General features: G+C 63.4%; 20 protein-coding genes and 2 pseudogenes. 3 read left to right on the top strand and 19 right to left on the bottom strand.

From position 1 onward, the window contains the following. Positions 1–7: 7 nt before the first annotated feature. Positions 8–805 (top strand): helix-turn-helix transcriptional regulator, encoded by a 798-nt coding sequence (locus tag NCS03_RS14700; protein WP_250460453.1) that lies wholly within the window; start codon positions 8–10, stop codon positions 803–805. On the opposite strand, the pseudogene NCS03_RS14695 reads toward NCS03_RS14700, so the two are convergent. The 16 genes and pseudogenes from NCS03_RS14695 to leuC form a co-directional block, all read right to left on the bottom strand. Further along, positions 787–888: pseudogene (locus NCS03_RS14695) on the bottom strand (PLP-dependent transferase); the annotation flags it as partial. The gene NCS03_RS14700 and the pseudogene NCS03_RS14695 overlap by 19 nt on opposite strands. Positions 889–1,001: 113 nt before the next feature. After that, positions 1,002–2,549 (bottom strand): amidophosphoribosyltransferase, encoded by a 1,548-nt coding sequence (gene purF, locus NCS03_RS14690; RefSeq protein ID WP_008354035.1) that lies wholly within the window; start codon positions 2,547–2,549, stop codon positions 1,002–1,004. 143 nt (positions 2,550–2,692) lie between these two features. After that, the gene (locus NCS03_RS14685) at positions 2,693–3,226 is read right to left on the bottom strand and encodes a CvpA family protein (RefSeq protein ID WP_250529322.1); all 534 of its coding nucleotides are present in this window, start codon (positions 3,224–3,226) and stop codon (positions 2,693–2,695) included. A gap of 9 nt (positions 3,227–3,235) precedes the next feature. Beyond that, complete coding sequence (locus NCS03_RS14680) at positions 3,236–4,099, bottom strand: SPOR domain-containing protein (RefSeq protein ID WP_175983190.1); 864 nt, start codon at positions 4,097–4,099, stop codon at positions 3,236–3,238. A 41-nt stretch (positions 4,100–4,140) separates the two neighbouring features. Continuing rightward, the gene (gene folC / locus NCS03_RS14675; protein WP_175983189.1) at positions 4,141–5,451 is read right to left on the bottom strand and encodes a bifunctional tetrahydrofolate synthase/dihydrofolate synthase; all 1,311 of its coding nucleotides are present in this window, start codon (positions 5,449–5,451) and stop codon (positions 4,141–4,143) included. 78 nt (positions 5,452–5,529) lie between these two features. Beyond that, positions 5,530–6,402, bottom strand: coding sequence for an acetyl-CoA carboxylase, carboxyltransferase subunit beta (gene accD / locus NCS03_RS14670; RefSeq protein ID WP_008354039.1), 873 nt, complete (start codon positions 6,400–6,402; stop codon positions 5,530–5,532). A gap of 70 nt (positions 6,403–6,472) precedes the next feature. Further along, positions 6,473–7,276, bottom strand: a complete 804-nt coding sequence (trpA, locus tag NCS03_RS14665; RefSeq protein ID WP_250502717.1) for a tryptophan synthase subunit alpha — start codon at positions 7,274–7,276, stop codon at positions 6,473–6,475. A 76-nt stretch (positions 7,277–7,352) separates the two neighbouring features. After that, positions 7,353–8,228, bottom strand: a complete 876-nt coding sequence (locus NCS03_RS14660) for a DNA-methyltransferase (protein ID WP_175983187.1) — start codon at positions 8,226–8,228, stop codon at positions 7,353–7,355. 11 nt (positions 8,229–8,239) lie between these two features. Beyond that, a complete protein-coding gene (gene trpB, locus NCS03_RS14655; RefSeq protein WP_250529321.1) occupies positions 8,240–9,433 on the bottom strand; it encodes a tryptophan synthase subunit beta in 1,194 nt (397 codons plus the stop codon). 48 nt (positions 9,434–9,481) lie between these two features. Continuing rightward, positions 9,482–10,150, bottom strand: coding sequence for a phosphoribosylanthranilate isomerase (locus NCS03_RS14650; RefSeq protein WP_175983186.1), 669 nt, complete (start codon positions 10,148–10,150; stop codon positions 9,482–9,484). Continuing rightward, positions 10,147–10,950 (bottom strand): tRNA pseudouridine(38-40) synthase TruA, encoded by an 804-nt coding sequence (gene truA, locus NCS03_RS14645; protein ID WP_250435446.1) that lies wholly within the window; start codon positions 10,948–10,950, stop codon positions 10,147–10,149. Before truA ends, NCS03_RS14650 begins: the two co-directional genes overlap by 4 nt. 1 nt (position 10,951) lies before the next feature. Continuing rightward, entirely contained in the window at positions 10,952–13,024 is a 2,073-nt protein-coding gene (locus NCS03_RS14640; RefSeq protein ID WP_250529320.1) for a FimV/HubP family polar landmark protein, read from the bottom strand. A gap of 149 nt (positions 13,025–13,173) precedes the next feature. After that, positions 13,174–14,295 carry an aspartate-semialdehyde dehydrogenase gene (gene asd / locus NCS03_RS14635; RefSeq protein ID WP_008354047.1) on the bottom strand — a complete coding sequence of 374 codons (1,122 nt, stop codon included), beginning with the start codon at positions 14,293–14,295 and terminating at the stop codon, positions 13,174–13,176. 384 nt (positions 14,296–14,679) lie between these two features. Further along, positions 14,680–15,747, bottom strand: a complete 1,068-nt coding sequence (gene leuB, locus NCS03_RS14630; RefSeq protein ID WP_250529319.1) for a 3-isopropylmalate dehydrogenase — start codon at positions 15,745–15,747, stop codon at positions 14,680–14,682. Positions 15,748–15,769: 22 nt separating this feature from the next. After that, entirely contained in the window at positions 15,770–16,420 is a 651-nt protein-coding gene (gene leuD, locus NCS03_RS14625) for a 3-isopropylmalate dehydratase small subunit (RefSeq protein WP_008354049.1), read from the bottom strand. A gap of 24 nt (positions 16,421–16,444) precedes the next feature. Continuing rightward, on the bottom strand, positions 16,445–17,854 hold the full coding sequence (gene leuC / locus NCS03_RS14620) for a 3-isopropylmalate dehydratase large subunit (protein ID WP_008354050.1): 1,410 nt from the start codon (positions 17,852–17,854) through the stop codon (positions 16,445–16,447). A 344-nt stretch (positions 17,855–18,198) separates the two neighbouring features. On the opposite strand from leuC, the gene NCS03_RS14615 reads away from it, so the two are divergent. Next, a complete protein-coding gene (locus NCS03_RS14615) occupies positions 18,199–18,444 on the top strand; it encodes an AbrB/MazE/SpoVT family DNA-binding domain-containing protein (protein WP_175983181.1) in 246 nt (81 codons plus the stop codon). Further along, on the top strand, positions 18,438–18,758 hold the full coding sequence (locus NCS03_RS14610; protein WP_008354052.1) for a type II toxin-antitoxin system PemK/MazF family toxin: 321 nt from the start codon (positions 18,438–18,440) through the stop codon (positions 18,756–18,758). The genes NCS03_RS14615 and NCS03_RS14610 overlap by 7 nt, the downstream gene beginning before the upstream one ends. A gap of 90 nt (positions 18,759–18,848) precedes the next feature. Here NCS03_RS14610 and gltA read toward each other — a convergent pair whose 3' ends face one another. From gltA to sdhB, 3 genes and pseudogenes are all read right to left on the bottom strand, one after another. Then, positions 18,849–20,150 carry a citrate synthase gene (gene gltA, locus NCS03_RS14605; RefSeq protein WP_008354054.1) on the bottom strand — a complete coding sequence of 434 codons (1,302 nt, stop codon included), beginning with the start codon at positions 20,148–20,150 and terminating at the stop codon, positions 18,849–18,851. 136 nt (positions 20,151–20,286) lie between these two features. Beyond that, positions 20,287–20,556 (bottom strand): FAD assembly factor SdhE, encoded by a 270-nt coding sequence (locus NCS03_RS14600; protein WP_008354055.1) that lies wholly within the window; start codon positions 20,554–20,556, stop codon positions 20,287–20,289. A 1-nt stretch (position 20,557) separates the two neighbouring features. Further along, positions 20,558–20,634 (bottom strand): annotated as a pseudogene (gene sdhB / locus NCS03_RS14595) (succinate dehydrogenase iron-sulfur subunit); the annotation flags it as partial.

The following is a 20,634-nucleotide window of genomic DNA, read 5'->3' as shown; positions in this document are numbered from 1 at the left end:
TTTCCGCATGAGCGCGCCGCTTCATCGTCCTGCCGTGTCGTTGCGCCGCTATGAGGCGGCGCAGGCGTCGGACGTGCACGACTTTCATCAGATCGTGCTCGGCCTCGACGGGTCGATGGAGATGGCCGTCGACGGCAACGGCGCACGCATCGATTGCAGGGGTGCGTGGATCATCCCGGCGGGCGCGCGCCACGATTACTGGGCCGAGGGCGACAATCGCCAGCTCGTGCTCGATCTGCCCGCCACGTCCGTCGCGGTGCCCGAGCGCTACTTCGAACGGGCGCGCGCGATCGTCATCGATCCGCGCATCACGCAAGCCGTCGCCGATGTCGCCCGTCGCGCGCATCTCGCGGATGCGCATCTCGCGGACCGCTTCGCATGGCAAGCGGCTGCGCATCTGTGCGGCGCGCTGATGCACGACACCGACGATTCCATCGACGCGATGCGCGGCCTCGATTTCGCGCGCATCGACCGATGGTTGCGTTCGCAACTATCGGCGCCGCTGCGTATCGCCGATCTCGCCGCGCATTGCGGCTTCGGCATGCGGCGCTTTCATCAGCTCTTCAACGAAGCGTTCGGCGAGACGCCGCATCGCTATCTGCATCGGCTGCGGCTCGACACCGCGTTGACGTTGCTCGCCGACTCGCGCGCGTCGCTCACCGATATCGCGCTCGATGTCGGTTTCGCCGATCAAAGCGCGTTCACGCATGCGTTCTCGAAACGCTTCGGCATCTCGCCGGGGCAATGGCGCAACGGCGGTTCATCCGATTCACGCGACAGACCGGCGCGTATGACGGATGCGTGATAGCGCGCGATTTCGAGCGCATTCGCCGATTGCTTCTCGACGCGCAACCCGAGCGTCTCCATGCCATTCAACAGCACCCACGCAAGCGCTTGGCCGCTTCCGCCGCGCTCGAAAAGCAGAAGCTCGAAGGCTCGAGACGCAAAAAAGCCCGCTTGGTCCTTGCAGACGAAGCGGGCTCGTTCGAAGCGCCGAAAACTTACTCGACCGATAGTTGCAAATGCAACTGTGAGCGCGCCATGCCGCCCTCTTGCGCGTCGCTCGCAGCATCGCGATCCGACTGCGATTGCGGCGCAAGACGTGCGGACTCGATGCGATCGAGATAATCGGTCGTCACGTCGCCAGTGATGTAGTTGCCGTCGAAGCACGACGCTTCGAATTCCTTCAACGCCGGATTGATGTCGCGGATCGCGTTCTTCAGGTCTTCCACGTCCTGATAGACGAGATAATCCGCGCCGATCATGCGTGCGACTTCCTCATCGCTGCGGCCGTGCGCAACGAGTTCGCCGCGCGTCGGCATGTCGATGCCGTACACGTTCGGGAACTTCACCGGCGGCGCGGCGGACGCGAAGATCACTTTGTTCGCGCCGGCATCGCGGGCCATCTGCACGATTTCATGCGAGGTCGTGCCGCGCACGATGGAATCGTCGACGATCAGCACGTTCTTGCCTTTGAACTCGATGCCCATCGCGTTGAGCTTCTGACGCACCGATTTCTTGCGCACCGCCTGACCCGGCATGATGAAGGTGCGGCCCACGTAGCGGTTCTTGAAGAAGCCTTCGCGATACTCCACGCCGAGCTTCGCGGCGACCTGCATCGCGGCGGGGCGCGACGAGTCGGGAATCGGCATGACGACGTCGATCGGCACATCCGGCAGCACGCGCTTGATTTTCTCGGCGAGGTAATCGCCCATGCGCAGACGCGCGTTGTAGACCGGCACGCCGTCGAGGCACGAATCCGGACGCGCGAGATACACGAGCTCGAAAATGCACGGATTGAGCTCGGGCTTCTCGGCGCATTGGTGGCTGTGCAGATTGCCTTCCGCGTCGATGAAAATCGCTTCGCCCGGTTCGACATCGCGCACGAATTCGAAGCCGATGCCTTCGATCGCCACCGATTCCGACGCGACCATCCACTCGACGCCCGTCGACGTTTCGAGCTTGCCGAGCACAAGCGGACGAATGCCGAACGGATCGCGGAACGCGACGAGACCGTAGCCCGCGATCAGCGAGACGATCGCGTACGAGCCCTTCACACGGCGATGCACGCCCGCGACGGCTTTCCACAGCGCGGTCGCATCGAGTTGCAGGCCCGAGCTCGCGAGCTGCAGTTCGTGCGCGAAGACGTTGAGCAGCACTTCGGTGTCGGATGCGGTGTTGATGTGCCGGCGGTCGATGCGGAACATCTCGTCCTTCAGCTGCATCCAGTTCGTCAGATTGCCGTTATGCGCGAGGATGATGCCGAACGGCGCATTCACGTAGAACGGTTGCGCTTCTTCCTCGCTCGATGCGGACCCGGCGGTCGGATACCGCACCTGGCCGATGCCGACGTTGCCCGGCAGACTGCGCATGTTGCGCGTGCGGAACACGTCGCGCACCATGCCGTTGGCTTTGTGCATGTGGAAGTTATTGCCGTTCGCCGTGGCGATGCCCGCCGCGTCCTGTCCGCGATGCTGGAGCAGGAGCAAGCTGTCATAGATCAGCTGATTGACGGGACTTTGGGAAACTACACCTACGATGCCGCACATGGCATGGTCCTTCAAAGAGTCGAAACGGGTAGACAAGGCGTTGCCCGGATCTCTTCGACGCTTCTCTCAAAAACTGGCCGTGACGTGGCCGGGGCGAAGCGTCTTCGAGCCGTCGCGCGTTCCTCGTGTAGCCGGCCGTTCGTCTATTGTGCGGCGTTGGGCGCCAGGCCGCCCGGTTCGGGAGCGACGTGCACATACGCGGCGAGCGTATCGGGGAGCAGCGGTTTCAATTCGCGCACGCCTTGCTCGGCCATCGGCCGCAGCAGCGCATTGCGCCAAAAATCTGTCTGAGGCAGTTCGGTCAGGCCAGCCAGGGCGACCAGAATAACTACCAATATAGCCCCTCTGACGAGGCCGAACAGCAAGCCCAACGAGCGGTCCACGCCGCGCAGGCCGGTGACTTCCGTGATGCGCGTCAATAGCGCCGACAGCACGCTCGATACGAGCAGCACCGCCCCGACCACCAGCACGAACGCCACGAGCCACTGCGTAAGCGCGCCGCCGGGCCACGTCGACGGGATATACGGCACGACGAGCCCGACGAACCGTCCCGCGATCAGAATGGCGGCGACCCAGCCGACCAGACCGAACGCTTCGGCCAACAGGCCGCGCCACATGCCGCGCAGCGCGGACAGGCCGATCACGGCCATCACGGCGTAGTCGAAAGCGGTGAACATCGAGCCGGCTTAGTTCGATGCCCGGGTGCCGCCGCCCAGGCCGGCCTGCCGCACCTTCACGAGCGCGGCCTGCGCCGACGCGCGATCCGGGAACGGCCCCGCGCGCAACAGCGACTTGGTCGCGCCGTCCGACTGCTTGCGATGTTCGAGATATGCGGGCACACCCGCGGACTTCAACTTGTTGACCCAATTCTGCGCTGCGGTTTCGTCGTCGAACTGGCCGATCTGCAGCACGAAGCGGCTGCCCGCCGGCGACGACGGCGTGTTGGCCGCGCCTGCTGCGGCGTTCGCTGCGGTGTTTGCGTTGGCTTGTTCGGAAGGCTCGGCCGCTTGCGGCTTCGCGTTCTGGCTCGCCACGGCTGCGGGCTTCGACGGCTTCGCTTCCGGCTTGGCTTCGGCTTTCGCGTCCGGCTTCGCTTCCGGCTTCGGCTCGGGCTTTGCCGTCGCGGCAGGTGCCGCGGCTTGCGGCTGCGTCACGCCGGCGGAAACACTGCCCGACGCACCCGACGGCGCGTCGTGCGCGACACCGGCTTGCGTGTCGGCGTCGTTGGCGTCGCGCGACTGCTTCGCGGCGGGCGCCGGGCGGTTGGGAATATCGATGGAAATGTCGTCGGTGACGGGCTTCGGACGCGAATCGAGCACCATCGGCAGGACGATGACGGCGGCGAGCACCAGCGCGATCGCCCCGACGAGCCTGCGGCGCGCGCGCTGCTTCTCGGGCAGGGTGGGATCGAGCATCATCGCGTCGGCGTCGGTGCGCTCGGATCTGCGCGTGCGGCGTTCCGTGCGGACGGTGTGACGCGAGCCGCGCGATGAATCGGAATATGCGTCGCGACCGGAGTCGTCTTTCTTGCCGAACGAAAAGAGTCCCATGTATCGCTTGGTGCTGACGGCCGACCGTCTCAATGATGCTGCTAGTTATGCTGCATTCGACGGTAGGCCATGACGCCGGCTACCGTGTAGAAACTGCCGAAAACCAAAATTCTATCATTTTCAGACGCCCGGCTTAACGCATCTTGAAAAGCCGCCGCGGGTGTTTCAAAGCGAGAAACGCTGCTGTCGGCGCTGTCGTTGACACCAGCGTCGCGCAATGCGTGTTCCAGTTGCTCCGCCGACGCGGCGCGCGGCGTGGGCAGCGCGGTCACGTTCCAGTGATCGATCTCGCCCTTGAGTTGCTTCACGACGCCTTCGATGTCCTTGTCGCCCATCGCGCCGAACACCGCGTAAGTGTACGGAAAATAGCCCATGTTGCCGAGATTTTGCGACAACACGGCGGCTGCGTGCGGATTGTGCGCAACGTCGAGAATGATTTGCGGCTTGCCCGGCAGCACCTGGAAGCGCCCCGGCAACTCGACGTTCGCCAGGCCAAGGCGAATGTCCTGAGCCGAAACCGGCAGACGGTCGCGCAGCGCTTCGAGCGCGGCCAGCGCCGCCGACGTGTTGATGAGCTGATTCGCGCCGCGCAGCGCCGGATAGGCCAGCGCCGAGCGCCGCTGCTCGCGCCCGATATAACTCCATTGCTGGCGCTCGTTGCCCGGCTGGGCTTCGTAGCGGAAATCGCGTCCGACGAGCCACAGGTCCGCGCCGATCGCCTCGGCATGTTCGATGAGAGTCTGCGGCGGCGACGGATCTCCGCACACTGCCGGCTTGCCCGTCCGGAATATGCCCGCTTTTTCGAAGCCAATTTTTTCACGCGTGTCGCCGAGATAGTCCGTATGGTCGATGTCGATGCTCGTGATCACAGCACAATCCGTATCGACGATATTCACCGCGTCGAGACGCCCGCCGAGCCCGACTTCGAGAATCACCGCGTCGAGCTTGCGCGACGCGAAGAGATGCAGGATCGCAAGCGTTGTGAACTCGAAGTACGTCAGCGAAACCGGCTCGGGCAGGCTGGCGCGCGCCTTTTCCACGGCCGCGAAATGTTCGAGCAGATCGGCGTCGCTCGCCTCCGCGCCGTCGATGCGCGCGCGCTCGTTGAACGTCAGCAGATGCGGCGACGTATGGCAACCGACGCGATACCCCGCGCGCAGCAAGATCGTTTCGATGATCGCGCAGGTCGAGCCCTTGCCGTTCGTGCCGCCGACGGTGATGACCGGGCAGTCGAAACGCAGGCCAAGCGCATCCTTCACCTTGCCGATGCGCGCGAGGCCCATGTCGATGCCGACCGGATGCGCCGCTTCCAGATGGGCGAGCCAGGCGTCGAGAGTCGGGAATGTGTTCATTTTCGAGATCGCAAAAACAAAAGCGCCGCGCGGAACCTCGCGGGGTTCACGCGCGGCGCGGCGCTACGTACATTCGGGTCAGGCGACGGAATCGGCGGGTTGCCGCGTCATCAGCGCCATCAATTGGGCGATTTCTTCGCGCATCTTGCGGCGATCCACGATCATGTCGACCGCGCCCTTCGTCAGCAGGAACTCGGCGCGCTGGAAACCTTCCGGGAGCTTCTCGCGCACGGTCTGCTCGATCACGCGCGGGCCGGCAAAGCCGATCAGCGCCTTCGGCTCGGCAATCACGACATCGCCCAGGAACGCGAACGATGCGGACACACCGCCCATCGTCGGGTCGGTCAGCACGGAAATGAACGGCAGCTTCGCGTCCGCGAGTTTGGTCAGAAGCGCAGTGGTTTTGGCCATCTGCATGAGCGAAAGCAGGCTTTCCTGCATGCGCGCGCCGCCCGAGGCCGTGAAGCAGATGAACGGCACGTTCTGCTCCAGCGCGTTGCGCGCGCCGCGCACGAAGCGCTCGCCGACCACCGAGCCCATCGATCCGCCCATGAACGAGAATTCGAAGCACGCGACGACACACGGAATCGTGTGGATCGCGCCGCCCATGACGACCATGGCGTCGGTCTCGTCCGTATCTTCCATCGCTTCCTTGATGCGATCCGGATACTTGCGGCTGTCCTTGAACTTCAGCGCGTCGACCGGGACGACTTCCTGGCCGATTTCATAGCGGCCTTCCGGGTCGAGCAGGCGGTCGAGCCGCTCGCGCGCGCCGATTCGCATGTGATGGCTGCACTTCGGGCATACGTGCAGATTCGCCTCGACGTCGTTGCGATACAGCACCGCTTCGCACGACGGACACTTCACCCAAAGGCCCTCGGGAATGCCCTTGCGGCTTTTGGGATCGGTTTGCTTGATCTTCGGCGGCAGCAGTTTGTCGAGCCAGCTCATCGTTTTTCCTTGACTGATCGGTTGCCGCGCGGCGCACGCCCGAATCGGGCGGCCCGCGGCGGCGCGTATTTTACTGTGCGGCGTCGAGCGCCTGACGAATTTCGGCGATGAAGCTCGTCAGCGACGCGGCCGCGGTGTCCGGCTTCGCGTCTTCGAGCAGCTGCACGAGGCGGCTGCCGATGACGACGGCGTCCGCGACATCGGCGACGGCGCGCGCGGTCTGGGCGTCGCGAATGCCGAAACCGACACCGACCGGCAGGGGCACACGCGACTTGATGGCCGGGATTTTACTCGCGATGCTGGAAACGTCCAGATTTGCCGCGCCGGTCACGCCTTTCAGCGATACGTAGTAGACATACCCGCTCGCGATCTTGCCGACCGCCGCGACGCGCTCGTCCGTCGATGTCGGCGCGAGCAGGAAGATCGGATCGATGCCGGCGGCGCGCATCGACGTGCCGAAGCTCTCCGCTTCCTCCGGCGGGTAATCGACCACCAGTACGCCGTCGACGCCCGCTTCCTTCGCAGCTTTCGCGAACGCGTCGGCGCCCATGCGCTCGATCGGATTCGCGTAACCCATCAGCACGACGGGCGTTTTGTCGTCGGTTTCGCGGAAACGCGCGACGTCTGCGAGCACGCGCTTGAGCGTCACGCCGCGCGCGAGCGCCCGCTCCGACGAACGCTGGATGACGGGGCCGTCGGCCATCGGATCGGAGAACGGCACGCCCAGTTCGATGACGTCCGCGCCGCCCTTCGCCAGCGCGTGCATGAACTCGACGGTTTGTTCCGGATTCGGGTCGCCCGCAGTGATGAACGGGATCAGCCCTTTCTTGCCCTGTGCGGCGAGCGCCGCAAAAGTATTCTTGATGCGGGACATGAGATTTCTCTTAGTCGTATTCGTTGGCGTCGGACGCATTTGAATGCATTTGACGCGATCAGCAGCGAAAAAGACGCTATTCGGCTTGGGCGGCGGTGCCGGTCGCGACGAGTGTCTTGCGTCGAACGCGGGCGGGCTCTGCCGGCTCGAGCCGTGCAGCGCGCGCTTCGGCAATGCGGCTTTCGGCGATCGCGCAGTAATCCGGGTTGATCTCGTAGCCCGTGAATTGCCGGCCATGACGTGCGCACGCGACCGCCGTCGTGCCGCTGCCCATGAACGGATCGAGCACGCGCCCACCCGGCGGACAGCTCGCGAGCACCATGCGCTCGACGATTTCCAGCGGCTTTTGCGTCGGATGATCCACCCGCTCCGCGTGCTGCCGATGCAGACGCGACACGGACCAGACATCCTTCGGGTTGTACCCCAGTTCGAGCCACTTGCTGCCTTCGAAAATCTTCCGCGAACGCGCCTTTTTCGTTTCTGCGTCGTAAGGGATGCGCACCGGATCGAGATCGAAGTAGTAGTCCTTCGATACCGCGAAATAGCCGATGTTGTCGTGCACTGACGTGAATTTCCGCGTCGTTCCGCCCATGCTCGGCACGCGACGGTCCCAGACGATCTCGTTGATCATCAAAAGGCGGCGCTTGAGGAACACGAACAGTTCGGGCGAATACTGCCAGGTGCAAAAGATATACAGCGAACCGCTCGGCTTGAGCTTCGGAATCGCGAGATCGAGCCAGCGATAAGTCCACTCGAGAAAAGCGTCGCCGGACAACATGTCCGAGTCGTTCCCGTAGTCCTTGCCCAGACCATAAGGCGGATCTGCGACGATCAGATCGATCGACGCGTCGGGAATATTCTCGGCATCGGCCAAGAAGTCGCGGTTGCGGATGTCGCTGCCGGCGCCCTGCAGGGCGCCGACGGACAACGGCTCGTCGATGACGTTGCGCATCTATCTGAGGCTCAGAACTGAATGCCCGATCGCTCGGCGACCGTATGCATGTCCTTGTCGCCCCGGCCGGACAGATTGACGAGCAACACCTTGTCGCGCGGCAACGTCTTCGCGAGCTTCGCGCCATAGGCGAGCGCGTGGCTCGATTCCAGCGCGGGGATGATGCCCTCGATCCGGCAGCAGTCGTGGAAGGCCTTGAGCGCTTCGTCATCGGTGATGCCGACGTATTCCGCGCGTCCCGCGTCCTTCAGCCACGCGTGTTCCGGACCGACGCCCGGATAGTCGAGCCCCGCCGACACCGAATGCGTTTCGATGATCTGCCCGTTTTCGTCCTGCAGCAGATACGTGCGATTGCCGTGCAGCACCCCCGGGCTGCCGCCCATCAGCGACGCCGCGTGGCGCCCGGTGTCGATGCCGTCGCCCGCCGCTTCGACGCCAATCAATCTGACGTCTTTATCGTCGATGTACGGATAAAAGATGCCCATCGCGTTCGACCCGCCGCCGACGCACGCGATCACGGCATCAGGCTGGCGACCGGCCATTTCGGGCATCTGCACGCGACATTCGTCGCCGATCACGCGCTGGAAGTCGCGCACCATCATCGGGTAAGGATGCGGCCCCGCCACCGTGCCGATGATGTAGAACGTGTTTTCGACGTTGGTCACCCAGTCACGCATGGCTTCGTTGAGCGCGTCCTTGAGCGTCCTCGACCCGGATTCGACCGGCACGACCGTTGCGCCGAGCAGCTTCATCCGATAGACGTTCGCCGCCTGACGACGCACGTCTTCCGCGCCCATGTAGACCACGCACTCCATGCCGAATCGCGCGGCAATGGTCGCCGTCGCCACGCCGTGCTGGCCCGCGCCGGTTTCGGCGATCACGCGCGGCTTGCCCATCTTGCGGGCGAGCAGCGCCTGGCCGATCACGTTATTCACCTTGTGCGCGCCCGTGTGATTCAGGTCTTCGCGCTTCAGATAAAGCTGCGCGCCGCCAAGCATCTCGCTCCAGCGCTTCGCGTGATAAATCGGCGACGGACGACCCACGTAATGCTTGAGCTCGTACTCGTACTCGGCGATGAATTCGGGATCCTGACGTGCCGCGTCATACGCGACGCGCAATTCGTCAAGTGCATGGATGAGGGTTTCGGAGACGAACACGCCTCCATATTGGCCGAAATGGCCTCTTTCGTCTGGCAAGTTGTACATTGCGTCACTCTCTCGTTTACGTAGCCGGCAGCGCGGCCCACGTTCGATTCACCCGGCGTCCGCCTCGCGCACCGCGCGCACGAACGCCGCCATTCGGGCGGGATCCTTCACGCCCTTGGCGCCCGGCAGTTCGATGCCGCTCGAGACATCGACCGCGTACGGGCGCACACGCCGAATGGCGTCACTGACGTTTTGCGTGTTCAACCCACCACTCAAAACGGCCCGATGCCCGAGATCTGTTGGGATAAGTGACCAATCGAATACCTTTCCACCGCCGCCGAAGCCCTCGACGAGCGCGTCGAGTAAAAGGCCGCCTGCGGCTTTGAACTTGAGAGACGATTCTATCAAATGGCTTGTGGACGCATCAGACCCAATTCGCAATGCGCGCCAATAGGATAAACCCGCAATCGATGCCAGCGCCTCGCATTGTTCCGGCGTTTCGTCGCCGTGAAACTGCAGCAGCGAGAGCGGCACGTTCGACGTGACTTCGCGAATCCATTCGGGCGTCGCATTGACGAAAAGCCCGACCGCCGACACGAGCGGCGGCACGTGCCGCGCCAGTTCGACGGCCTGTGCGACGCTCACCGAACGCGGACTCGGCGGATAGAACACGAAACCCACGGCGTCCGCGCCCAGCGCGACGGCGTGCTGCACGTCCTCGACGCGCGAAAGTCCGCATAGCTTGATGCGGGTGCGATGCAAATCTCGGTCTGTCATTTCGGCTCTGCCCAAATGGCGCTCCAGGGCATGCTGGCGATATGCGGCGGCGGCACCGCGAAGTGTTCAGGATAGCCGACCTCGGCCAGATACAGTCCGTCGGGCATGAAAGTCGGCGCGGCAGCGCGGCGGTCGCGGGCGGCGAGCACGTCCGCCATCCACGACGATGGATGACGGCCCCGTCCGATCGCGACGAGGCATCCCATCAGATTGCGCACCATGTGATGCAAAAACGCGTTGGCGCGAAAGCGAAAGTGGACGAAGTCGCCCTGCTCGCGTACATCGATCTGATAAAGATGCTTGACTGGCGTTTTCGACTGGCAATCGGCGGCGCGGAACGACGAAAAATCGTGCTCGCCGATCAGGCACGCGACCGAATCGCGCATCGCTGCCACGTCGAGCGGCGTGTGCACCCAGCCCGCGCGTTTCGCGAGCATGGGCGAACGCACCGGATTGACGTAAAGAACGTAGAAATAAGTGCGTTCGAAAGCCGCGAAGCGCGCGTGGAAATCGTCGGGCATCGGCTTCGCCCATTGCACCGCGACGGTGTCGGGCAGGAACGCATTCGTGCCGCGCACCCACGAAAACTCGGCGCGATCCAGAGCGGTATCGAAATGCACGACCTGACCGAGACCGTGCACGCCCGTATCGGTGCGCCCGGCGACGACGGTCGGAAGCGGCGTCTGCGCGAATTGCGCGAGCGCGCGCTCCAGTTCGTTCTGGACCGTCTTCCCGTGCGGCTGCGACTGCCAACCGCAAAACGCCGCGCCGTCGTACTGAATCCCTAAAGCGATACGCATCTCAGGAATGCGGTGCAAGCGTCGACAAGAGCGTGGCGGCCTGCGGGCGCGTCGCCGGATCGTTCGATTCGATCACTTCCTGGAGCAACGTGCGCGCGCCCGAAAGGTCGCCCAGTTCGATGTATTCGGCTGCCAATTCGAGCTTATTGCGCGCGATGGTCGCCAGTTGGCCCGGCGTCAGGGCAGGCAAAGCCTCCGTCGCGTTCGACGTCGGCCCCAAATCGAAATCGAGACTGAGCGGGCCGAATTTTGTCGCGCCCAGGCCAGCGACCGATGCCGCGCCCGCCGTACCCGCTTCGATTTGCGACGCAACGGACGGGGCTTGCGACTGGCCTTGCCGCGCTGCTTCGAAATGCGCCACCGGCTGCGGCATGAACGGCGCCTGCTGGATTGGCTGCGTGCCGCCAGGCGGCTGTTCCAGCGCTGCGGGAGGCGTCTCGAGCGGCGGATTTTTCAGCGACGATGCAGCCGTCTCCGGTCCGGTCGCGCCGGGCGGCTTGATCGTCAGTTCCAGACGCGGCGGCAGTTCCATTTCGAGCGAACCGAGCGCCTGGATTGCGTCCTGGGGGAACTTCGGCATTGGGAAGCGATGCGCGAGCACCGGCTCTTCGTCCGGCGCGATGCCGGATTTTTCCGCCTCGCGCGCTGCCAGTTCTTCGATGTCGCGCTGCTCGGCGGCGCGTTGCTCTGCGGCTTGCTCTTCGGCGGCGCGCGCCTGAAGTTCGCGCAGTTCCGCCTCGCGCGCGATGATCTCGCGTGCCGCGTTCTCACGCGCCAGCTCTTCGCGTTCGGTGACCTGACGCAATTCGGCCTCGCGATCCGCACCGGCATGACCCGCCTGCTCGCGTGCGAGTGCTTCCCGCGCGGCGGCTTCGCGCGCGCGGATTTCACGCTCCTCGGCCTCGCGCGCGGCGGCCTGGCGTGCCGCGGCTTCGCGCTCTTCGACTTCCCATTTTTCGGCTTCCCGGCGCGCCGCTTCGCGCGCTTCGATCTCGCGCGCATGCTGCTCGCGCTGTTCGTGGGTGTCCGGTTCGCTGGCTGGCGGTACGAAATCGGGATGACGTGCAGCCGGCGCAACAGGCACGAACGGCTCTTCCGGTTGCGAGCGGTTCGCCTCGACGAGTGCTTCATCCGCCGCGGTCGACGGCTTTGCCTCGGTCGTCGGCGGCAACGCATCTTCGGACGGAGCGACGGGCGTCTGGGCTACTTCAGCGTTGCCGATGCTCGCGGCGGCCGCAGCCAGTCCGGACTGATCGCGCGCCGGCGACTTGCCTTGGGCACCGGCCGCCGCCTCGCGCGCCTTGCGCAGCGCTTCGTTGCGGGCGTCGGCGTCGGCCTGGGCTTCTTCCAGACTTGCGAACGTACGGGGCGCGCGATCGACGTCGTTGTCGTTCGTCGCGACTGCTCGCTTCTTGCGCCGCATTCTGAGCAGCAGGACGCCGATCACGACGATCACGATCGCGATGATGAAGGGCGACAGACCGATGGTCGCCGCTGCCACGCCGCTGCGGCTGGCCGGTTCCGGTGCGGCCGTGGCGGGCGCGCTTGCGGGCGCGGCGATTGCCGATGCGGCCTCCGGCGTCGCACGCTCCGGCGCCGCCGTCGCGCTGGCTTGCGGCTCCGCAGCCGATGCGGGCGCCGCGCTCTCCGGCGCCGGTGTGGCGGTATCCGCCGACGAAGACGCAGGCGCGGACGTTTCGGCGGGCGCGGTCTGCTGCGCCTCGGGCGCCGACGCTGCGGCCGGCGGCGCGCCGCTCAGATCGGCGGGCACGTTCAGCACCGCGCCGAGTTTCAGCTTGTTGATGTCGTGGCTGCTGAAGGCGCTCGGATTGGCGTCGAACAGGGCACGCGCGGCTTTCGCGCGGACGTCGCGATCTTTGGATCCGGTGAGTTCGCCGGCGACATCGCTCAACGATTGTCCCGGCTTGACCGCGTAGGTTTGCCCGGTGGCGGCGGAGGCCTGCGCGAGCGCATCGCCGGGATTCGCCCAGAACATCGCGCATGCGGCGAGACTTGCCGCGGCGAGCGCCGCACGCGATGACGAAACGAAAGACCGGCGAGTTCGATGGATCATTGAGGCTCCGGGTGCGGCAAAAATTGAAACATAAAGCGAAGACCGCTCGATAAACACGGCGTTGCAACAAAGCTCCACAAAAACAAAAAAGCGCCGCGTGAAACGCGACGCTTTCGAGCAAGACACGCGCTTCAGGCGCGTAGTTTACTTTACTTGTCGAGCAGAATGCGCAGCATGCGGCGCAGCGGCTCGGCGGCGCCCCACAAGAGCTGATCGCCGACCGTGAACGCCGACAGATATTCGCCGCCCATCGCGAGCTTGCGCAGACGGCCAACCGGCACCGTCAGCGTGCCCGTGACGACCGCGGGCGACAGATCGCGAATCGATGCTTCGCGCTCGTTCGGCACGACCTTCACCCAGTCATTCGCCGACGCGAGAATGCCGTGCACTTCGTCGAGCGGCACGTCCTTCGTCAGCTTGATGGTGAGCGCCTGCGAGTGGCAGCGCATCGCGCCGATACGCACGCAGAGGCCGTCGACGGGAATCGAGCCCGGCGTACCCATTGCCGGCTTGCCGAGGATCTTGTTGGTTTCCGCGCCGCCCTTCCACTCTTCCTTCGACATGCCGTTGCCGAGATCCTTGTCGATCCACGGAATCAGCGAGCCCGCGAGCGGCACGCCGAAGTTGTCGACGGGCATGCGCTCGCCGTTCATCGCGGCGAGCACGCGGCGGTCGATGTCGAGAATCGCCGACGACGGATCCGCCAGGTCTTCCTTAGCCGAACCGTAGAGCACGCCCATTTGCTGAAGCAGCTCGCGCATGTTCTGCGCGCCCGCGCCCGACGCGGCCTGATAGGTCATCGCCGTCGTCCATTCGACGAGGTTCTCGCGGAACAGGCCGCCGAGCGCCATCAGCATGAGGCTGACCGTGCAGTTGCCGCCGATGAAGTCGCGGCCGCCCTTCACGAGCGAATCCTTGATGACGTCCAGGTTGACCGGATCGAGAATGATGACCGCGTCGTCCTTCATGCGCAGCGCCGACGCCGCGTCGATCCAGTAGCCCTTCCAGCCCGCCGCGCGCAGCTTCGGATACACCTCGTTGGTGTAGTCGCCGCCCTGGCACGTGATGATGGCGTCGCACTTTTTCAGGTCGTCGATGCTCGTTGCGTCTTTGAGCTTCGTCTCGTTTTTGGCGAACGACGGCGCGTTGCCGCCCGCATTGCTGGTGCTGAAAAACACCGGTTCGATCAAGTCGAAATCGCCTTCCTGCTGCATGCGCTGCATCAGGACGCTGCCGACCATACCGCGCCAACCAACGAGACCTACGTTCATGACTAACCTTTAACTGTGGACGCTTCCCCGCATCTTTACCCGGCGTGGCCGCGCGGGGAAGACGCTCGGACACGAGGGACGATCAGCGAATCGTGATCGCTTTGCTGGAGATTTTCGTAATGCGCGTTTTAGCCGTGGCTCGAGTGGCCACGATGCGCGTGCTGATGGCGAGTTCCGTCGCGAGCGACTTTGAGCCGCGTCCGATGGAATCCAGAGAGAATTGAGAGTTCTTCGCCATAGCAAAGCAATATACACGATAACCGGACGTTTTCGACGGCGTCATGCTGCAGATGCGTGAAAATCGGGCGGATCGTGCGCGAACATCGGTAAAAAGAGACGATCGGCCGCTTTAATGCTTCAGCGCGCCGATCGTCTTTCTCGCGATTACAGCGCCTTCAGCACCGCGTCGCCCATTTCCTTCGTGCCGACAACCTTGCCGTCCGCCGTCGCGATATCGCCGGTGCGGTAGCCCTGCTCGAGCACTTTCTTCACCGCGCTTTCGATGCGATCCGCCTGCTCCGTCTTGCCGAGCGAGTAGCGCAGCATCATCGCCGCCGAAAGAATGGTCGCGAGCGGATTCGCCACGCCCTTGCCCGCGATGTCCGGCGCCGAACCGTGCGACGGCTCGTACAGGCCCTTGTTGTTCTTGTCGAGCGACGCGGACGGCAGCATGCCGATGGAGCCGGTGAGCATCGCCGCTTCGTCCGACAGAATGTCGCCGAACATGTTGCCGGTCACGACGACGTCGAACGCTTTCGGCGCCTTCACGAGCTGCATCGCGGCGTTGTCGACGTACATGTGCGACAGCTCGACATCCAGATATTCCTTCGCGACGTCGATCATCGTGTCGCGCCACAATTGCGACGTTTCGAGCACGTTCGCCTTGTCGACGCTCGTCAGCTTCTTCTGGCGCTTTTGCGCGGCGGCAAACGCGACGTGCGCGATGCGGCGCACTTCGGGCTCGGAATAGCGCATCGTGTCGAAGCCTTCCTTCGCGCCCGCGAACGGGCCGTCCGGGGCTTCTCGCAAGCCGCGCGGCGCGCCGAAATAGATGTCGCCGTTCAATTCGCGGACGATCAGGATGTCGAGACCCGACACGATCTCCGGCTTCAACGACGACGCGCCCGTCAATTGCGGATAGCAGATCGCCGGACGGAAGTTCGCGAACAGTTGCAGATGCTTGCGCAGGCCGAGAATTGCCTGCTCGGGACGCAGCGCGCGTTCGAGCTTGTCGTACTTCCAGTCGCCGACGGCGCCGAACAGGATCGCATCGGCTTCCTTCGCGAGCGCCAGCGTGGAATCGGGCAGCGGGTGCCCCTTCGCCTCGTAGCCCGCGCCGCCGACCGGCGCCTCTTCCAGCTCGAACTTCTCGCCGAGCGCGTTCAGGACTTTGACCGCTTCGGCGGTGATTTCGGGACCGATGCCGTCGCCGGGGAGAACTGCAATTTTCATCTTTCGCTTCCTTTATGCGCGGTTATCCAACGAGCCGGTTATTCAGCCACGGCTGCTTCGCGAGGCGTTCGGCCTCATATTGCTTGATCTTGTCCGCATGACGCAGCGTGAGACCGATGTCGTCGAAGCCGTTCAGCAAGCAATACTTGCGAAAGCCCGGCACTTCGAACGCATACTCGGTGCCGTCGCCGGTACGCACGACTTGCGCTTCGAGATCGATCGTCAACTGGAAACCAACGAACGCGTAGGTCTCGTTAAACAGCTTGTCGACCTGCTGCTCCGTCAGCACGACCGGCAGGAGACCGTTCTTGAAACAGTTGTTGTAGAAGATGTCCGCGAAGCTCGGCGCGATGATCGCGCGAAAGCCGTATTGATCGAGCGCCCACGGCGCGTGTTCGCGTGAGCTGCCGCAGCCGAAATTCTTGCGCGTGAGCAGAATCGACGCGCCTTGATAACGCGGCTGATTCAGCACGAAATCCGGGTTGAGCGGACGCTTGCTGTTGTCCTGTCCGGGCTCACCGACGTCGAGATAACGCCATTCATCGAACGCGTTCGGACCGAAGCCCGTGCGCTTGATCGACTTCAGGAACTGCTTCGGGATGATCGCGTCCGTGTCGACGTTCTCGCGATCCAGCGGCGCGACGAGGCCGCTGTGCACAATGAATTTTTCCATGATCTTTCTCAGTGTCCCGATCGATTAAGCGAGCTTGCGTACGTCGACGAAATGGCCTTCGATCGCGGCGGCGGCGGCCATCGCGGGGCTCACGAGATGCGTGCGTCCGCCCGCGCCCTGACGGCCTTCGAAGTTGCGGTTCGACGTCGATGCGCAGCGCTCCCCCGCTTCCAGGCGGTCGGCGTTCATCGCGAGGCACATCGAGCAGCCCGGCTCGCGCCATTCGAAGCCGGCGTTCGTGAAGATCTTGTCGAGGCCTTCGCGTTCGGCTTGCGCCTTCACGAGACCCGATCCCGGCACGACCATCGCGAGGCGAATGTTCGACGCGACGCGCTTGCCCAGCGACTTCACGACGTACGCGGCGGCGCGCAAGTCTTCGATGCGCGCATTCGTGCACGAGCCGATGAAAATCTTGTCCGGCTTGATCGATTCGATCGGCGTGTTCGGCTGCAATGCCATATAACTCAGCGCGCGTTCCATCGCGTCGCGCTTGACGGGATCTTTTTCCTTGTCGGGATCGGGCACGCGGCCGTCGATCGACGTCACCATTTCCGGCGACGTGCCCCACGTCACTTGCGGCACGATCTCGGCGGCATTCAGCTCGACGACGCGATCGAAGTGCGCGCCGTCATCGGATTTGAACTGACGCCAGTATTCGACCGCCTGATTCCACTCGACGCCCTGCGGCGAGTACGGACGGTCCTTCAGATAGTTGATGGTCGTGTCGTCGACCGCGACCATGCCGGCGCGCGCGCCCGCTTCGATCGCCATGTTGCAGACGGTCATGCGGCCTTCCATCGTGAGCGCGCGGATGGTCGAGCCGCCGAATTCCATCGCGTAGCCCGTGCCGCCCGCCGTGCCGATCTTGCCGATGATCGCGAGCACGATGTCCTTCGCCGTGCATCCGCGCGGCAATTGGCCTTCGACCTTCACGAGCATGTTCTTGCTCTTCTTCTGCAACAGCGTTTGCGTCGCGAGCACGTGCTCAACCTCCGACGTGCCGATGCCGTGCGCCAGCGCGCCGAACGCGCCGTGCGTGGACGTGTGCGAATCGCCGCAGACGATGGTCATGCCCGGCAGCGTCGCGCCCTGCTCCGGCCCGATGATGTGCACGATGCCCTGACGCAGGTCGTTCATCTTGAACTGCGTGATGCCGAAGGCGTCGCAGTTCTGGTCGAGCGTATCGACTTGCAGCTTCGAAACCGGATCGGCGATGCCGTGCGAGCGGTCGGTCGTCGGCACGTTGTGATCGGACACCGCCAGATTCGCGCTGATGCGCCACACCGGGCGCTCGGCCAGCTTCAGGCCCTCGAAGGCCTGCGGGCTCGTCACTTCGTGCAGCAGGTGACGGTCGATGTAGAGGATCGAGGTGCCGTCCTCTTCCGTGTGGACAACGTGCGTATTCCACAGTTTGTCGTAGAGAGTCTGTGCCATGGTGAGCGCTTTCGTGTGTGACTGCGGGGATTTATCGGTGTACGGCTCGTGAATCGATTATGCCACCACCCGATGAGAATTGGATACTAGGATACGGGAAAAACCCATTAAAAACAGATAGTTATTATAGTGGTTCCAGTACCCGGATGACGACTACCCGGCTGAACCTGGAGCGCATCCCGACGCTGTCCTTAGATCCTATGCCATTTGGCCGAATGTTCGCCGCACGATGCGCGCAATAGGCTGTCGTCAGCGCTCACGATCCGCGCAGTAATAACATTGTATTGACGGCTCTTTCGACAGGTAATAACATCGTGCTTCCATACTCTTCAGTAGTCGACGACATGCGAACCACCATCAGAAAAATGGGCAACTCCCAGGGCATCCTGATTCCCAAGCCGCTGCTCGCGCAATTGGGCTTGGAGAACGAGGTCGACATGGAAGTCGAGAACGACGCGATCGTCCTGCGTCGGCCTCGCGACAAAGCGCGTCAAGGTTGGGCCGAAGCCAGCAAGCTGATTGCGCAAAGCGGCGAGGACGGACTCGTCATGGGCGAATTCGGCAACGACGACGGGGAGCTCGAATGGTAGTGCGTGGAGAAGTCTGGTCGGTCGCGCTCGATCCCACCTTGGGCAGCGAAATTCAGAAAACGCGTCCGTGCGTAGTGGTGTCGCCGCCGGAGATGCACGACCATCTGCGCACGGTCATCGTCGCGCCGATGTCGTCGAAGGGAAAACCTGCGCCTTTCCGCATTCCCATTGCTTTCAAGCGGAAGCAGGGATTGATTCTTCTGGATCAGATTCGCACGGTGGACAAGCTGCGGCTCATCAAGCGGGAAGGCAGCATCGCGGACAACACGCTGACCGACGCGCTTCATACCTTGCAGGAGGTGTTCGCGGATTGAATCCGGCGCCGTCTCTGCGCGCGCCGAGCAAAAAGCAAAAGCCCCGGCGATTTCTCGCCGGGGCTTCGATACAACTAAAACTCGATCAGCTTAGCGCTTTGCCAGCGGCTTCGCTTCACGCGGCGTCTGGCCGATGAACAGCTGACGCGGACGGCCGATCTTCTGCTCAGGATCGGCGATCATCTCGTTCCACTGCGCGATCCAGCCGACCGTACGAGCCATCGCGAAGATGCAGGTGAACATCGACGTCGGAATGCCCAGCGCGCGCTGCACGATGCCCGAGTAGAAGTCGACGTTCGGATACAGCTTGCGCGACACGAAGTATTCGTCTTCCAGCGCGATCTTTTCGAGTTCCATCGCGAGCTTGAAGAGCGGGTCGTCATGCAGGCCGAGTTCGTTCAGCACTTCGTGGCACGTCTCGCGCATCAGCTTCGCGCGCGGGTCGTAGTTCTTGTACACGCGGTGTCCGAAGCCCATCAGCTTCACGCCCGAGTTCTTGTCCTTCACCTGCTTGATGAACTCAGGAATGTTGTCGACCGAGCCGATCTCTTCGAGCATGTTCAGCGCGGCTTCGTTCGCGCCGCCGTGCGCCGGACCCCACAGACATGCGATGCCGGCTGCGATACACGCGAACGGATTCGCACCCGACGAACCCGCGAGACGCACCGTCGACGTCGACGCGTTCTGCTCGTGGTCCGCGTGCAGGATCAGAATACGGTCGAGAGCGCGCACGAGCACGTCGTTGACCTTGTACTCTTCGCACGGGTTCGAGAACATCATGTGCATGAAGTTCGCGCTGTACGACAGTTCGTTCTTCGGATACACGAACGGCTGACCGATGCTGAACTTGTACGCCATCGCGACGAGCGTCGGCAGCTTCGCGATCATGCGGATCGCGGAGACTTCACGGTGACGCGGATCGTTGATGTTCAGCGAGTCGTGATAGAACGCCGACAGCGCGCCGACCGCAGCCGTCAGCACGGCCATCGGGTGTGCGTCGCGACGGAAGCCGCGGAAGAAGAAGTGCATCTGCTCGTGCACCATCGTGTGACGCGTGACGGTGTCCACGAATTCCTTGTTCTGCGCCTCGTTCGGCAGTTCGCCCTTCAGCAGCAGATAGCACGTTTCGAGGAAGTCCGCGTTCACGGCCAGTTGCTCGATCGGGTAGCCGCGATACAGCAGTTCGCCCTTGTCGCCGTCGATATACGTGATCGCCGAATTGCACGCCGCCGTCGACATGAAGCCCGGGTCATACGTGAACTTGCCGGTCTGACCGTACAACTTGCGGATGTCGATCACGTCCGGGCCCATCGTGCCCTTGTAGATCGGCATTTCGACGCTCGGCGAGTTGTCGCTGAACGATAGCGTGGCTTTAACATCTGACGGGGTCATAGCACATCCTCAATCGAAGTATGGATACAGGTTTTCGATAATTTGCACGACGGAAGCTGCGCGGCAAAACTGTTTTATCGGGCTGTGTGCAGTGCAACAGGCCTATTTTGCAAAACTCCGCGAATTCCTGCTGGAATCACACGGTGCGCAGCATTTCCAGCAAGCGGGTTACGTCCGGCGTCGCCAGGTCGCCTTCAGGCTCCGTGCGCGCCAGCAGCAAGTCCATCAGTTCGTTGTCGCTCAGCTCCAGCAGGCGGGTCAATGCGGCCACGTCGGCGTCGCTGAGATCATGCTCATATCGGCTGAAGAAACGATCGAAGATCAGATCGTTTTCCAGCAGGCCGCGCCTTGCGCGCCAACGAAGGCGCGCGCGGCGAAGAGGGTCGGACTGGTGAGATTCGTCCATTTCAAACCGCCCGTCGCACCATCAATTCCTTGATCTTGCCGATCGCCTTGGTCGGGTTGAGCCCCTTCGGGCACACGT

This window comes from Caballeronia sp. ATUFL_F1_KS4A, from assembly GCF_023630905.1.
Taxonomy (GTDB): Bacteria; Pseudomonadota; Gammaproteobacteria; order Burkholderiales; family Burkholderiaceae; genus Caballeronia; species Caballeronia zhejiangensis.
Note: the sequence above shows the minus strand (reverse complement) of the source record. Positions and strands in the feature narration are given on the sequence as shown.

Coding starts and splice junctions, on each gene's coding strand:
- NCS03_RS14700 (WP_250460453.1), top strand. CDS start 8: ATGAGCGCGCCGCTTCATCGTCCTGCCGTGTCGTTGCGCCGCTATGAG.
- purF (WP_008354035.1), bottom strand. CDS start 2,549: ATGTGCGGCATCGTAGGTGTAGTTTCCCAAAGTCCCGTCAATCAGCTG.
- NCS03_RS14685 (WP_250529322.1), bottom strand. CDS start 3,226: ATGTTCACCGCTTTCGACTACGCCGTGATGGCCGTGATCGGCCTGTCC.
- NCS03_RS14680 (WP_175983190.1), bottom strand. CDS start 4,099: ATGGGACTCTTTTCGTTCGGCAAGAAAGACGACTCCGGTCGCGACGCA.
- folC (WP_175983189.1), bottom strand. CDS start 5,451: ATGAACACATTCCCGACTCTCGACGCCTGGCTCGCCCATCTGGAAGCG.
- accD (WP_008354039.1), bottom strand. CDS start 6,402: ATGAGCTGGCTCGACAAACTGCTGCCGCCGAAGATCAAGCAAACCGAT.
- trpA (WP_250502717.1), bottom strand. CDS start 7,276: ATGTCCCGCATCAAGAATACTTTTGCGGCGCTCGCCGCACAGGGCAAG.
- NCS03_RS14660 (WP_175983187.1), bottom strand. CDS start 8,228: ATGCGCAACGTCATCGACGAGCCGTTGTCCGTCGGCGCCCTGCAGGGC.
- trpB (WP_250529321.1), bottom strand. CDS start 9,433: ATGTACAACTTGCCAGACGAAAGAGGCCATTTCGGCCAATATGGAGGC.
- NCS03_RS14650 (WP_175983186.1), bottom strand. CDS start 10,150: ATGACAGACCGAGATTTGCATCGCACCCGCATCAAGCTATGCGGACTT.
- truA (WP_250435446.1), bottom strand. CDS start 10,950: ATGCGTATCGCTTTAGGGATTCAGTACGACGGCGCGGCGTTTTGCGGT.
- NCS03_RS14640 (WP_250529320.1), bottom strand. CDS start 13,024: ATGATCCATCGAACTCGCCGGTCTTTCGTTTCGTCATCGCGTGCGGCG.
- asd (WP_008354047.1), bottom strand. CDS start 14,295: ATGAACGTAGGTCTCGTTGGTTGGCGCGGTATGGTCGGCAGCGTCCTG.
- leuB (WP_250529319.1), bottom strand. CDS start 15,747: ATGAAAATTGCAGTTCTCCCCGGCGACGGCATCGGTCCCGAAATCACC.
- leuD (WP_008354049.1), bottom strand. CDS start 16,420: ATGGAAAAATTCATTGTGCACAGCGGCCTCGTCGCGCCGCTGGATCGC.
- leuC (WP_008354050.1), bottom strand. CDS start 17,854: ATGGCACAGACTCTCTACGACAAACTGTGGAATACGCACGTTGTCCAC.
- NCS03_RS14615 (WP_175983181.1), top strand. CDS start 18,199: ATGCGAACCACCATCAGAAAAATGGGCAACTCCCAGGGCATCCTGATT.
- NCS03_RS14610 (WP_008354052.1), top strand. CDS start 18,438: ATGGTAGTGCGTGGAGAAGTCTGGTCGGTCGCGCTCGATCCCACCTTG.
- gltA (WP_008354054.1), bottom strand. CDS start 20,150: ATGACCCCGTCAGATGTTAAAGCCACGCTATCGTTCAGCGACAACTCG.
- NCS03_RS14600 (WP_008354055.1), bottom strand. CDS start 20,556: ATGGACGAATCTCACCAGTCCGACCCTCTTCGCCGCGCGCGCCTTCGT.